This is a genomic window from Lachnoclostridium sp. Marseille-P6806, assembly GCF_964238185.1.
Lineage (GTDB): Bacteria > Bacillota > Clostridia > Lachnospirales > Lachnospiraceae > Brotaphodocola.
In genome coordinates, this window is record NZ_CAXSLG010000010.1 from 108879 (window position 1) to 123184 (window position 14306).

General features: G+C 46.8%; 11 protein-coding genes. 1 reads left to right on the forward strand and 10 read right to left on the reverse strand.

Annotated elements, in window-relative coordinates:
• Positions 1-192: 192 nt before the first annotated feature.
• Complete coding sequence (locus tag ACESON_RS13470) at positions 193-1554, reverse strand: MATE family efflux transporter (protein WP_373110425.1); 1362 nt, start codon at positions 1552-1554, stop codon at positions 193-195.
• 225 nt (positions 1555-1779) lie between these two features.
• On the opposite strand from ACESON_RS13470, the gene ACESON_RS13475 reads away from it, so the two are divergent.
• Complete coding sequence (locus ACESON_RS13475) at positions 1780-2688, forward strand: hypothetical protein (protein ID WP_373110426.1); 909 nt, start codon at positions 1780-1782, stop codon at positions 2686-2688.
• A gap of 35 nt (positions 2689-2723) precedes the next feature.
• Here the strand turns inward: ACESON_RS13475 and ACESON_RS13480 are convergent, their stop codons facing one another.
• The 9 genes from ACESON_RS13480 to rpsO form a co-directional block, all read right to left on the reverse strand.
• Positions 2724-3419: a response regulator gene (locus ACESON_RS13480; RefSeq protein WP_373110428.1), complete on the reverse strand. Its 696-nt coding sequence runs from the start codon at positions 3417-3419 to the stop codon at positions 2724-2726.
• Positions 3416-4489 (reverse strand): DUF4118 domain-containing protein, encoded by a 1074-nt coding sequence (locus tag ACESON_RS13485; RefSeq protein ID WP_177960138.1) that lies wholly within the window; start codon positions 4487-4489, stop codon positions 3416-3418. The genes ACESON_RS13480 and ACESON_RS13485 overlap by 4 nt, the downstream gene beginning before the upstream one ends.
• A 198-nt stretch (positions 4490-4687) precedes the next feature.
• Positions 4688-5443: a triose-phosphate isomerase gene (gene tpiA, locus ACESON_RS13490; RefSeq protein ID WP_177960139.1), complete on the reverse strand. Its 756-nt coding sequence runs from the start codon at positions 5441-5443 to the stop codon at positions 4688-4690.
• Positions 5444-5472: 29 nt separating this feature from the next.
• Positions 5473-6696: a phosphoglycerate kinase gene (gene pgk, locus ACESON_RS13495; RefSeq protein WP_177960140.1), complete on the reverse strand. Its 1224-nt coding sequence runs from the start codon at positions 6694-6696 to the stop codon at positions 5473-5475.
• 246 nt (positions 6697-6942) lie between these two features.
• The gene (gap, locus tag ACESON_RS13500; RefSeq protein ID WP_177960141.1) at positions 6943-7974 is read right to left on the reverse strand and encodes a type I glyceraldehyde-3-phosphate dehydrogenase; all 1032 of its coding nucleotides are present in this window, start codon (positions 7972-7974) and stop codon (positions 6943-6945) included.
• Between the two features lie 142 nt (positions 7975-8116).
• Complete coding sequence (locus ACESON_RS13505) at positions 8117-9796, reverse strand: Na/Pi symporter (RefSeq protein ID WP_177960142.1); 1680 nt, start codon at positions 9794-9796, stop codon at positions 8117-8119.
• 251 nt (positions 9797-10047) lie between these two features.
• A complete protein-coding gene (locus ACESON_RS13510) occupies positions 10048-11478 on the reverse strand; it encodes a M14 family metallocarboxypeptidase (protein WP_373110430.1) in 1431 nt (476 codons plus the stop codon).
• Positions 11468-13576, reverse strand: coding sequence for a polyribonucleotide nucleotidyltransferase (locus tag ACESON_RS13515; RefSeq protein ID WP_373110432.1), 2109 nt, complete (start codon positions 13574-13576; stop codon positions 11468-11470). Before ACESON_RS13515 ends, ACESON_RS13510 begins: the two co-directional genes overlap by 11 nt.
• Positions 13577-13763: 187 nt before the next feature.
• Positions 13764-14030: a 30S ribosomal protein S15 gene (rpsO, locus tag ACESON_RS13520; RefSeq protein ID WP_177994338.1), complete on the reverse strand. Its 267-nt coding sequence runs from the start codon at positions 14028-14030 to the stop codon at positions 13764-13766.
• Positions 14031-14306 lie beyond the last annotated feature (276 nt).

The window sequence follows — 14306 nt, forward strand, 5'->3', positions numbered from 1 at the left end:
CTTCTCCCTTCTTCTCTCAAAGGACTTTTTCCAAAGGGGCGGCACCCATTTAACGTAAAAGAGGGTGCCCATAAGGCCATTTTTACAACGGCTATTATGCAACACCCTCGTTCCATACGATGATAATATCAGTTTCACTCCGGTTTGTCAATCCGGAGATTCCTCTTTGTATGCAGAGATTCTCCCTTATCTTCAGGGATTTTTCTTTCTCACCTTCAGTCTGCTGTATTTCAGGTAATATACTGCAAATAATATCGTAGTAATCACCCAGGTCAGCGGATAGCTGAACATAATCGTAAAAATATTCCGATCAAGAGGAACTGCAATCAAAATCCACCCCACCCGCAGGGCACAGACTCCTACGCAGCACAGCATCATGGGAATCCAGCAGTCTCCCACTCCCCGCAGAGCGCCGGACAAAATCTCAATCGCCACATAGGTCACATAAAATCGGGAGAGATACCGCATCATATCAATCCCAATGGAAACTACCTCCTTGTCCGTTGTAAACAGCTCATAGGCATAAATTCCCCAGTTATAAATCAGAACAGACATCAGAGCAGAAGAGATAACCGTCATCTTCATACAGCTTCTTACACCCTTGTGAACACGGTCAGTTTTTCCTGCACCATAGTTTTGTCCTACAAATGTGGTAATCGCAATTCCAAAGGAGTTGACCATCATCCAGAATACGGCATCTATTTTACTGTAAGCCGCCCATGCAGCCACCGTATTGGTTCCCAGGGAATTGATTCCCGCCTGGATAATCACATTGGAGGATCCGTACATCACAGACTGCAGACCTGCGGGAAAGCCAATTCGGACAATCCGTTTCAGCATTCTCTGATCCAGTCGGACCTGCTTCCACTCCAGACGATACATATCCTGTGCACGCATCAGACAGATGCATACCAAAACAGCGCTGAGCAGCTGAGACAAAATCGTCGCAATAGCCGCTCCCTTAACTCCCAAACCGCACATTACCACCAGGAGAATATCCAGTGCAATATTAATCAGACAGCTAAACATCAAAATATGAAGAGGGCGCTTGGAATCTCCCACTGCTCTCAAGATCGCCGCTCCTGTATTGTAAATCAGGTTTGCAACCATTCCTGCAAAATAAATCCTCAGGTACTCTACAGAAAGCCCTACTACATCCTCCGGTGTCCCCATAGCCGTAAGCATAATGGGCGCAAGGGGAATTCCCACTGCCGTCATTACCAGGCCCGACACGACACTAAAGGCCACTGCCGTGTGAACCGCATACCCTACCATCTCCGGACGCTTTGCCCCATAATACTGGGAAATAATAACCGAAGCACCTGAGGAAAGGCCTACAAAAAATCCTACAATCATCTGAGTCAGCATTCCTGTAGAACCGCCAACCGCAGACAATGCCTCCTTGCCCACAAATCGTCCTACAATCATGGCATCTGCCGCATTATACAGCTGCTGAAAAAAAGTACCGAACAGAATCGGAAAGAAAAACAGCAACAGCTGCTGCCAGATAACCCCCTCTGTGATTGGATTCTGGATCTCATTCTTTTTGCTCATAACACCCCGTTTTAATCCTTTCTCCTGTCGTAATCTATATGCCGCAAAACTGATCATCTAAATGTACTATATCCTATTTCCCTCTGCCGGTCAAGCATCTCATCTACCCAAACCGGCCGCCTGTCCGGCACCCGGAATTTTACTCAATAAGTAAATGAAAATTAAAGAAATATTAAAGCATTCCCTCTGTTTCATTGATATAATACTTCAAAATGGAGGAATATTATGAACAAGAAACTGCTGATTCTGCTGAGCGCCGGAATCGTTCTCTGCACCGGCTGCGCTTCTTCATCCGCAGCCCCGGAAGAAAACCGGAACCGGACAGCTGCCGCCGCCTTCCTCACAGAGGCTTCCCGGGAGGAATCTTCCCCGGAGACGGCATCTCAAGAAAAGCAGATGATTTTTATAGACGGAAAAACCATGATTTCCACTGACCGGATTGCAGTAACTGAGGACCGTCTTCCCATTTCCGCGGATACGAGAAGACCGGACGGTTCTATCACAGAGCTGGTTCCGGAATCTGAACGTCCCGGACAAAACGGGCAGGCCAATTTTTCCTGCATGGGCTCCCCTTATCTGATTCTCTCAGACGGAGCTGCCGCTCTGGAATTAGAAGGACAGTATATACTGTTTCTGGCCGAAGATACAGTAGAATATGAAGGCATTTACAAAAAGAAAAACCAGGTATCCGAGGATACTCTGGAATGGCTTAATTTTTATTATTCTCTGACTGCGCAGGAACGTCTGGCACTGTCCATGATTCCGTCAGAGTTTGTCACAGAAGCCCGGACAGCTGCTATCGCGTCCGCCGTAGAAACCTCATCTTCTTCAGAAACTATTTCCTACCGGGAGGCCCTCACAGAAGAAGAGCTTGCACAGACAGAAGCCCTGGCCATGCATTATTTTACCGAAGAGGTTCCTTCCTTTGAGGGTGTTGATCAGATTTACCCTGCAGACTCCGAAGAATCCCTTTATCACAATCCAGGACTGGAGGGAGAATATATGCCGGGCAATATTATTATTTACCGTGTTCTTACGGTAAAAGACCGGCGGGACGGCAATCCCTTCCGCTATATCAGTATCGCCCGCAGCAACAAATCCGGCGCCTGGAAAGTAATAAACAGCGGCTACTGACAGAGTTTTTTGCTCTGTCAATATGCCGCTGTTTTTTATTCTTTCATTCGGTAGCCTACACCGATTTCCGTAAAAATATAAAAAGGCTCTGCAGGATTTTTTTCCAGCTTCCGGCGAATATTAGCCATATTAACCCGAAGGATCTGGTTGTCCGTATCTGCATAGGGACCCCAGATATCTTTTAAAATATAGTCATAAGTCAATACCTTTCCTGCATTTTTTGCAAGAAGAGAAACCAGCTTATACTCAATCTGTGTCAGATGAATCTCCTTCCCGTTTAAGGTAACCAGACGCTTCTCAAAATTAATTTCCAGACCCTCTCTGGAATATTTCTGCTCCTGGGGTGCGATGGACGCAACTCTGGCGCTATGGCGCAGAGCCGTCCGGATTCTGGCTAAAAGCTCTTCTGAGCCAAAAGGCTTGGTAATATAATCATCAGCGCCTCCGTCAAGAACCACCACCTTCTCCCGTTCCTGATTTCTTGCTGAAACCACAATCACAGGAATATTGGAAAAGCCGCGGATTCTCTGCAGAACCTCCATTCCGTCCATATCAGGCAGCCCCAGATCCAGAAGAATCAGATCCGGATAATGAGAAGTGCACAGGGAAAGCCCCTGCAGCCCGTTCATGGCACGCAGCGCCTTATACTGGTTGGCGATCACTATAGTTTCCATATAATTTCCAATATGCTTTTCATCTTCAATAATCAATATGGTCTGTTTATTTGTCATGATTCCTCCTGCTCCTCCAAAGGTAATGTAAAAATAAATTCTGCTCCCTGTTCATGATTCACTGCCCGTATGATTCCCTCATGAGCTGCTACAATCGTTTTGCAGATAGTAAGCCCGATTCCCATGCCCTTATGAGAATCGCCGCTTCCGTTGCGCTCCATACCGCCGCCGTCAAACAGATTCTCAAGCCGTTCCGGCGCAATCCCCTTGCCATAATCCCGCACATGGAAAGCAACGCTGTTTTTTCTTTTTTCCACATTCAGCTCTATGGGTTCATCGGTTCCGGAATGATATACAGCATTTTCCAAAAGATTCATAATCAGCTGCTCAATCAGCATGGCGTCCATAGGAACCATTAAAAACTCATCCGGTACATGAACAGTAATCCGCGCGCCGGGAAGACGCTTTTTCAAACGAAGCACCGCCTCAGAAACTACCTCCTCCAGAGGCTCCATGCTTTTCGCAACTCTGGCATCCCCCACATGGATCCTGGTAACAGAAAGCAGATTCTCCACCATATTTAACAGCCAGTTGGCATCCTCACGAATATTGCTGACCAATTCTGTTCTCTCTGCTTCTTTCATATAGGTGCCATTTTCCAGATAGGTGCTGGCAAGTCCGATAATCGCTGTCAGCGGTGTCCTTAAATCGTGGGAAACCGCCCGAAGCAAATTGGCCCGCATCGTTTCCTTTTCCGCCTCCATTAAAAGCTTCTCTCGTTCATTTAGCATCTGACTCTGCTTTTTAAACTTTGTTGTCATCGCACTGGTGATCACAGATACCACCGTCATCCCTACAAATGTAACAGGATAGCCATCAATGGTAAAATTCAGCGTCATATATGGATAGGTAAATACATAATTTACAAAGCCTACGCCAAACAGAGACGCTACGATTCCTGATGCATAGCCCACTGTATAGCGCGCTACCAGCATCACACTGAGAACATAGATAATCGCAACGCTTGTAGTATTTTTTCCATAATAAAAAAAGGCTACCGCCACTAACGTAGACAGGCTCATAATCAAAACTGTCGTTATAATGTTTCTCCACAGATCTTTTACCTGCATTGTTCTGCCTTTCCCTGCCTCTAAGACAGTAAAACGAAATGGGACAAAGCTAAACTGCACCTGTCCCATTTCATTTTACTATATCTTAACAGAGATGTATATAGGCCATGAAAAATCTTGACGATATTTTCACAGCCTATACTTATTCTCTATTTTTGTATAGCCCAATTAAGAAACCGCGAGGAGACGGTTTAGAATTTAGGCATTTTTATAGTTTACAATTGCACCGAAATCCGGTTTCAGGGAAGCGCCGCCAACCAGGCCTCCGTCAATGTCTGCCTGAGCAAACAGCTCCGGAGCGCTGGATGCAGATACAGAACCGCCGTACTGAATGCGGATAGCCTCTGCCGTTGCCTCATCATAAATCTCACCGATGCATGCACGGATTGCTGCACATACCTCCTGTGCCTGTTCTGTGGTTGCAACCTTACCGGTACCAATAGCCCAGATTGGCTCATATGCAATTACTGCAGTCTTTGCCTGATCTGCGGTTACGTTCAGGAACGCAATCTTAATCTGCTGACGGATCCAGTCAATGGTAATCCCCTGCTCTCTCTGAGTCAGAGACTCACCGCAGCAGATAATTGGAGTAAGACCATGCTCGAAGGCCTTTAAGACTTTTTTATTTACTGTCTCATCGGTCTCAGCAAAGTACTCTCTTCTCTCAGAGTGGCCGATAATCACGTATTTTACGCCTGCATCAACCAGCATGTTGGGAGAAATCTCGCCTGTATAAGCGCCCTTTTCTTCAAAATACATATTTTCTGCTCCAATGTTAATGTTGGAGCCCTTTGCTGCCTCCATAGCCGGAATAATGTCAATCGCCGGTACGCAGAATACTACGTCAACCTCATCATTAACTACCAGCGGTTTTAATGTCTCCACCAGCTTCACAGCCTCGGTGGGAGTCATATTCATCTTCCAGTTTCCTGCAATAATTTTCTTTCTGGACATATTCCTTCTCCTTTTTGCGGTTTCTCGATTTATTTGTCGTCTGCTGCTGCTACGCCCGGAAGCTCTTTTCCTTCCAGGAATTCCAGAGAAGCGCCGCCGCCGGTAGAAATATGGCTCATCTTGTCAGCAAAGCCCAGCTGGTTTACAGCTGCTGCAGAATCGCCGCCGCCGATGATGGTGGTAGCCTCAGTCTCTGCCAGTGCCTTTGCAACTGCAATGGTACCTGCTGCCAGAGTCGGGTTCTCAAATACGCCCATCGGTCCGTTCCATACAACGGTCTTTGCGGTCTTTGCAGCCTCAGCATACAGCTTTGCACTCTCAGTACCGATATCCAGACCCATCATATCAGCTGGGATCTCATCAACAGAAACATTCTTTGCATCAATCGGAGCATCAATGGGGTTCGGGAATGCAGCAGCAACTGCAGCATCAACCGGAAGCAGAAGCTTCTTGCCCAGCTTCTCTGCCTTTTCCATCATCTCTCTGCAGTACTCCAGCTTGGTATCATCAACCAGAGAATTGCCAACTTCCTTGCCCTGTGCCTTTAAGAAGGTAAATGCCATACCACCGCCGATGATCAGAGTATCGCACTTCTCCAGCAGATTGGAGATAACGTTCAGCTTATCAGCAACCTTTGCGCCACCTAAGATAGCAACGAACGGTCTTACCGGATTCTCTACTGCATTGCCCAGGAAATCGATCTCTTTCTGCATCAGATAACCAACTGCATTGGTGCCGCCCTTTGCGGTGATGAATTTGGTTACACCTTCTACAGAAGCATGTGCTCTGTGAGAGGAACCAAATGCATCGCATACATAGTCATCAGCCAGGTCAGCCAGCTCTTTGCTGAATTCCTCGCCGTTCTTGGTCTCTTCTTTGCCGCGGAAACGGGTGTTCTGCAGAAGCACTACATCGCCGTCTGCCATAGCCTCAACAGCCTTGGTTGCTGCTTCGCCGGTTACATTGTAATCAGCTACGAATACAACCTTCTTGCCCAGCTTCTCTTCCAGTCTTACAGCAACCGGAGCCAGGGACTCACCCTCGTTGGGGCCATTTTTTACTTTGCCCAGGTGAGAGCAAAGGATTACCTTTGCGCCCTCGCCTACCAGCTTCTGGATAGTCGGCAGAGCTGCAACGATACGAGTCTCATCTGTGATCTTTCCATCCTTTAACGGTACGTTAAAGTCGCAGCGGACCAGAACTCTTTTACCCTTTAAATCCTTCAGATCGTCAACACTTTTCTTATTTAACATGGTTTATTCCTCTCTTTGTCTCAAAAATCTTCTGCTTTACAGTCTGCCTGCATAGCAAACTGCATGGGAACGCGACTGCGTCAGCAGCTATTTTCCTCAGGCGCGCTGTGCGCATCCCCGCCAAGCCTTTTGTTTTCATTGGACGTGGTTTCCTGTAAAAACACAAAAGGGCCCGGTCCTTTCAGACCGGACCCCCTGACTGAGTCTTCCTATCTTATGCCGGAATCAGATTCCCGGACTCCGCAATTAGTGTAACTCTGCGAAGTATTTGATGGTACGAACCATCTGGCTGGTGTAGGAGTTCTCGTTGTCATACCATGAAACAACCTGAACTTCGTACAGATCGTCAGCAATCTGAGCTACCATGGTCTGAGTAGCATCAAACAGAGAACCGTATCTCATACCGATAACGTCGGAAGAAACGATTGCATCCTCGTTGTAGCCGAAGGACTCGGAAGCTGCTGCCTTCATAGCTGCGTTGATGCCTTCTTTGGTAACATCGCTGCCCTTAACAACTGCAGTCAGAATGGTGGTGGAACCGGTCGGTACCGGAACACGCTGTGCAGAACCGATCAGCTTGCCGTTCAGCTCCGGAATAACCAGGCCGATAGCCTTAGCTGCGCCGGTGGAGTTCGGAACGATGTTAGCTGCGCCTGCTCTTGCTCTTCTCAGATCGCCTTTTCTGTGCGGTCCGTCCAGAATCATCTGGTCGCCGGTGTAAGCGTGAATGGTGCTCATGATACCAGACTGGATCGGAGCGTAGTCATTCAGAGCCTTAGCCATCGGAGCCAGGCAGTTGGTGGTGCAGGAAGCTGCGGAAATGATGGTGTCCTCAGCCTTCAGAGTGTTCTCGTTTACGCTGTAAACGATGGTCGGCAGATCGTTGCCAGCCGGAGCGGAGATAACAACCTTCTTAGCGCCTGCATCGATATGAGCCTGAGATTTTGCTTTGGAGGTGTAGAAACCGGTGCACTCCAGAACTACATCTACGCCAATCTCTCCCCACGGAAGATCCTTAGCATCCTTCTCAGCATAAATTTTAATTGTCTTTCCGTCAACGGTGATGGAATCCTCACCAGCCTCTACGGTGTGTTTGCCTTCACCGATATGGCCTGCGTATCCGCCCTGAGCGGTATCATATTTCAGTAAGTGTGCCAGCATCTTCGGGTCGGTCAGATCGTTGATTGCTACTACCTCATAACCCTCTGCACCAAACATCTGTCTGAATGCCAGACGGCCAATACGTCCAAAACCATTGATTGCTACTTTTACTGCCATGACAAATTCCTCCTGAATTGTTAAAAATTTAATGATTGTTAAAATATCATCAACCTATGCCTATTTTACCCAATTACGATTAAAATAGCAAGAGGTTTTTTCTATTTTATGAACTCTTTACAGTTTCTTTTGTAAAAATACCCTATAATTCGTTCTTTACATAACCTGCCAGGTTATATGCATGATCAGCAATCCGCTCCAGATTGCTGATAATATCCAGGAATACCACACCTGAGGATGCCTTGCACTTTCCGCTGGAAAGCCGCTCAATGTGCTTCTCCCGCAGCTCCTCTTCCTGACTGTCCACATCATCCTCGTACTGGCTGACCTTACGCACTGCATCCATACTGCCGTTCTGTCTTGCATCAATCGCATATTCAAATGCTTTCAGAACACTTCCGCCGATGGAGCGCAGATCATCAAATCCTGTTTCTGAGAAATCCAGCTGGTGAGTCTCCATATACTCGGCCTGCTCTGCAAGATTTTCAGCGTGATCCCCGATCCGCTCAATATCACTGATGCTGTAAAACAGGTTATTTACCATCTTTTTCTGACGTTCTGTCAGAGAAAGATTCTCTACCTTAATCAGATACTCTGTCAGCATCTTTTCCATATTATTGATTGTTTTTTCCGTTTTGTATACCTGCTCGATTCCCTCTGTATTGCGTGTCAGAAGAGCATCGATTGCCGCTCTTACATTCTCCAGGGTAATCTGTCCCATATGAACCACTTCCAGAGCTGCTGTTTCCACAGCAAAGGCCGGAGATTCAAAAATACGCTCGTCCAGATGCTTGAAGGTAACTGCTGTCTCCTCATCCTCCGCAGCTTCAGGCGCCTCCTCCTCCGGCTTCTCCCGGACAACAATGCCGGAAATCTTTACCAGCTGATTGGCAAAGGGGAACAGGACGGTTGTCATAGTCAGATTAAATATGGTATGGAAAATGGATATCTGCACTGCATTAATATTGGATGCTGCAAAATCCGGTCTCAGAGCAAAGAAAACAAATCCCAGAGTTCCTACCAGAATCGCTCCAATTACGTTAAAGGTCAGATGAATTACCGCAGCCCTCTTGGCGATCCGGGAACCGCCTATACTGGAAAGCATGGCTGTTACGCAGGAACCAATATTCTGTCCCAGGGTAATATAAATTGCTGCATTCGTAGTTACAATTCCATTCATTGCCAGAGTCTGCAGAATTCCCACTGATGCAGATGAACTCTGCAGAAGTGCTGTTACCAGCGCTCCGATAATCATGCCAAGGAACGGATTTCCTCCCAGAACCTCAAAGGCCTTTGCAAAAATCGGCGCATCCGTGTAGGGAGAAATAGAGCCTGACATAAAATCAAGACCAATAAACAAAAGACCAAGACCAATGCAGATTTCTCCTGCTGTTTTCTTCTTCTGCCCTTTGGCAAATACCAGAAGCAAGGCTCCAATACCGATAATAGCCGGTGCATAAAAGCTGGGCTTCATAACCTCAAAAGCATCTCCCAGCTGGCTCATGGAAACGATCCATGCTGTAATGGTCGTACCGATATTGGCACCCATGATTACGCCAACTGCCTGTGTCAGATTCAGAACACCTGCACTTACGAAACCGACGACCATAACCGTGGTAGCGCCGCTGCTCTGGATAATTGCTGTAATCAGAGCTCCCAGTGCTACTGCCAGAAGTCTGTTGTTTGTCAGCATTCCCAGAAAACTGCTCATCTTACTGCCGGCTGTCTTCTGCATTCCGTCGGCCATAATATTCATACCGTACAGGAACATTCCAAGACCGCCAAGAAACCCAAATACATTTGACACGTCACTGATTGACATCTCGTCCTCCTCATCCCCCGCGTACTGTTTTTTTCTTCTCCTTAGCCGCAGATATTTTCATCATATCATACCCGTTCACGCATTTTCAACCGTATTTAAACTTTATGTAAAAATTCGGATAAATTCATGTAAAATAACGAAGGCTTTCGACATTTTTCGTGGCATATTACTACTTGATCTAAAAAGGACAGGATGAGTTTTCTTCCTCTCCTGTCTCTTTTTTGTCTATATTTGGTTTTTTCTCAAAAAATTCAGTGTTCCGCAGCCCATTTCAGTACAGCCGCCCATACTTCCTGGTTCTTATTCCAGACATCAGTAAATTCTGTGAGCGGCATCGGGCAGGATACGCTTCCTACTTCTATCGTCAGACTGGGGATCGGATTTTCCTTAATCTGAAGCCAATCCTTAAATCCACCATGCCCGCTGCTGCCAGCCAGCCTGTAACCTGTTTTTGCAGATACTGCATTGGCCAGCTCCTGAGACTGGGCAGATACGGTATTCCCCGGATAATCCCAGTAAATGATATTTCCCATACTGTGATAGCTGATGGTTGCCGTCCAGTTTCTTGACTGAATCAGATTTGCCAGAGCCTGACTTTCCGGCTCAGATAAAGGCGCTGCCCCCTTATAGGTGGCATAAGATGGCATATCAGAGCTGGTCACTTCTTCCCAGTCCGCCGGGAAATTCTGATTTAAATCCACACCCCGTCCGTTTGCTTTCCAGTAATTTAAATACCGTTCCATTGCAGCGCTGGTTCGTCCCTGAGCCAGATCATTCTGGTAACACTGCTCAATGGTTCTGCGAAGCTCCTCTGACCGGATTCCTCCGATACCTGACTGGCTGATAGTAATCCCGTCCGGATTTACCATAGGAACATAGTGAATTGCTGTTTTGTTAAATAAATCAGAAAGCAGCCGTCCTTCATAGGAACCTGTACCATAAAAGGCAAGGCCATATTCCAGCTGCTTCATAATAAGCAGCGGTGTCATATATTCCCGGGCATGAATTCCTCCATGAATTAAAACATGCTTTTCGGCATTGATATTTCCCACAACTACCTCATACAGATTTCTCCCATCCAGAGTGGTTCCAATGGTATTTACCTTCATCAGGCTGCTGTAACGTGACGCAAGCTCCTGAATATCCTGACTCATCTGATCATAGGTATATTTTTCTGCCACCTTAACCAGAGGAGAGGAAACGGTTCCCGCAAAACCGTCGGTACCGTCAGATATAACAGCACCGCCTGACATTCCGGGACCGCCTCCGCTTCCGGAAACTCCAGGTCCGGCCAGTACTCCGGAAGTAATCACAGTACTGCCTGAAGGAGATGGCCCATTTTGACCGGACATGCCTCCTCCCGCAGTTATAGTACCGCTCTGGCCCTGTGCGCTTCCTCCCGCAGTTATAGTGCCGCTGTGGCCCTGCGCGCTTCCTCCCGCAGTTATGGTGCTGCTCTGATTTCCGGGATTTTCTGTCTGCTCTCCCGGCGCGTTCAGCCGATCGCCAATCTGAGCCGACGGAGGCAAAATGCTCTCTCCCTGCTCTTCCGGCCCGGAAACAGGATTTTCTCCCGGTGCCAGATTCACAGAATCTGCAAAACTCATAAAAGAACTGCTGACCGCCATAATGGCGGCCAGCATTCCGGTAAATACCTTTTTATTCATATACTTATTTGTCACTGTCCTTCTTTGCAAGATCACCAGGCTTCATGCTCAGGCTGATCTTACCCATCTTGTCTACATCCAGAACCTTTACTGTAACCATGTCTCCAATGTTTACCACATCTTCTACCTTCTCTACACGTTTATCAGAAAGTCTGGAAATATGAACCATACCGTCTTTTTTCGGCTTCAGCTCTACAAATGCTCCAAAGGGCATAATACGCACTACCTTACCAGTAATTACCTGACCCGGTTCAATATCAGTTACAATATTCTTAATAATGCTCTTTGCCTTCTCAATCATATCGCGATCAGTGCCGCAGATTGCAACATTTCCTTCCTCGGAAATATCAATCTTTACACCAGTCTCTTCGATAATCTTGTTGATCACGCAGCCCTGCTTACCTACAACATCACCGATCTTCTGCGGATCAATGCTGATCTGGTCAATCTTCGGAGCATACTGACCTACTTCTTTTCTCGGCTCTGCAATCGCCGGCTTCATACAGGTGTTCATAATAAACAGGCGTGCTTCACGGCATCTTGCAATTGCGCCCTCTACGATCGGTCTTGTAAGGCCGTGGATCTTAATATCCATCTGAATCGCAGTAATTCCGTCTGTAGTACCGGTTACCTTAAAGTCCATGTCTCCAAAGAAATCCTCAAGACCCTGGATATCTGTCAGAAGAACAAAATCATCATCTGTATCGCCAGTTACAAGACCACAGGAAATACCTGCTACCATTTTCTTAATCGGCACACCTGCAGCCATCAGAGACATGCAGGATGCACAGGTAGATGCCATAGAGGTAGAACCATTAGACTCAAATGTCTCGGATACTGTACGGATTGCATAGGGGAATTCTTCCTCACTGGGCAGCACCGGGATCAGGGCACGCTCAGCCAGCGCACCGTGACCGATTTCACGACGTCCCGGTCCTCTGGAAGGCTTCGTCTCCCCTACAGAATAGGACGGGAAATTGTAATGATGCATATAACGCTTTGCTACTTCATTTTCATCCAGACCATCCAGGCGCTGCTGCTCAGACAGAGGAGCCAGAGTACATACATTGCAGATCTGAGTCTGACCGCGTGTAAACATAGCAGAACCGTGAACACGAGGAATCAGATCAATCTCAGCTGCCAGAGGGCGGATCTGAGTAATCTCACGACCGTCCGGACGCTTGTGATCCTTTAAAATCATTTTGCGGACAGTCTTCTTCTGGTACTGATAAACTGCCTCACCCAGAAGCGCCAGCCACTCTTCGTTTTCTGCAAATGCCTCTTCCAGCTTTTCTGTAATCTGGCGGATGTTCTCCTCACGAGTCTGCTTATCATCAGTAAATACAGCTGTTTCCATTTCTTCAGGAGTTACAATCTCACGAATTGCCGCAAACAGCTCCTCCGGAATCGCGCAGCTCTCATAAGCATGCTTTTCCTTTCCGCATTCAGCAACAATGCTGTCAATAAAGCGAATGATCTCCTGGTTTACACCATGGGCCAGATAAATAGCCTCGATCATTTTTTCTTCCGGAATTTCGTTAGCGCCGGCCTCAATCATAATTACCTTTTCTCTGGTAGAAGCAACGGTCAGATTCAAATCTCCGGACTTCCACTGAGCCTGAGACGGATTTAATACAAACTCCCCATCAATCAGACCTACCTGAGTCATAGCACAGGGGCCATCAAAGGGAATATCAGAAATACAGGTTGCAATTGCAGCACCCAGCATTGCCACCAGCTCAGGACGGCACTCCGGATCCACACTCATAACCATATTATTCAGTGTTACATCATTGCGGTAATCCTTCGGAAACAGCGGACGCATCGGACGGTCAATTACACGAGAGGTCAGAATGGCATTCTCAGATGCTTTTCCTTCTCTTCTGGTAAATCCACCCGGGATTTTTCCTACTGCATATAACTTTTCTTCATACTCTACACTCAGCGGGAAAAAGTCAATTCCTTCTCTTGGTTTGTCAGATGCTGTGGCTGTAGACAGTACCACTGTATCACCGTAATGCACAAAGGCCGCACCATTGGCCTGCTTTGCCACTCTGTTTACATCAACAGTCAGAGTTCTTCCGGCAAGTTCCATACTAAAACTTTTGTACATGTTTTTGTCTCCTTTTCTTTGTTTATTTTCTTCAGCAAAAGACTCCGAAACTACTGCTCTGCCTGCAACTGTATTCCCTGGTCACAGGTACAGCAGCGGCTTCGGGTAATGTCTTCTGAGAAATTTGCATTTTCCTGTTGAATCGAAAACAGGGTGGAGAAAAGCATCTCCACCCTCGACATTTCAATTACTTTCTGATACCAAGTTTTTCAATCAGTACACGATAGCCTTCCAGATCAGTCTTCTTTAAGTAATCCAGCAGACCACGTCTCTGTCCTACCATCTTCAGCAGACCACGTCTGGAATGGTGATCCTTCTGGTTATTCTTCAGATGCTCGGTCAGTTCGTTGATTCTCTCAGTCAGAATGGCAATCTGAACTTCCGGTGAACCGGTATCTCCCGGCTTTCTGCCGTACTGTGCGATGATTGCTGCTTTCTTTTCCTTTGAAATCATGTTGATTTCCTCCTTTAATCTTATACTTACCGTGTCCCCGGCCATTGGTTGGAGCATCCAGATGACTGAGCACCGGCGTTAATTCATACCGATTCATCATAGCATATCCTGACTTTTGTGTCAACTAAAATATAAACTTTCCTGCAATACAAAAAAAGACTGAAACAACTGTTTCAGCCTGCATTTCTTTTTTATATTTCCATTTACTCTCAAAACTACACATTGAATCTTCATCCGTTTGTAACTTTTCCCTAAACCTTATTGGTTAAGCCCTCG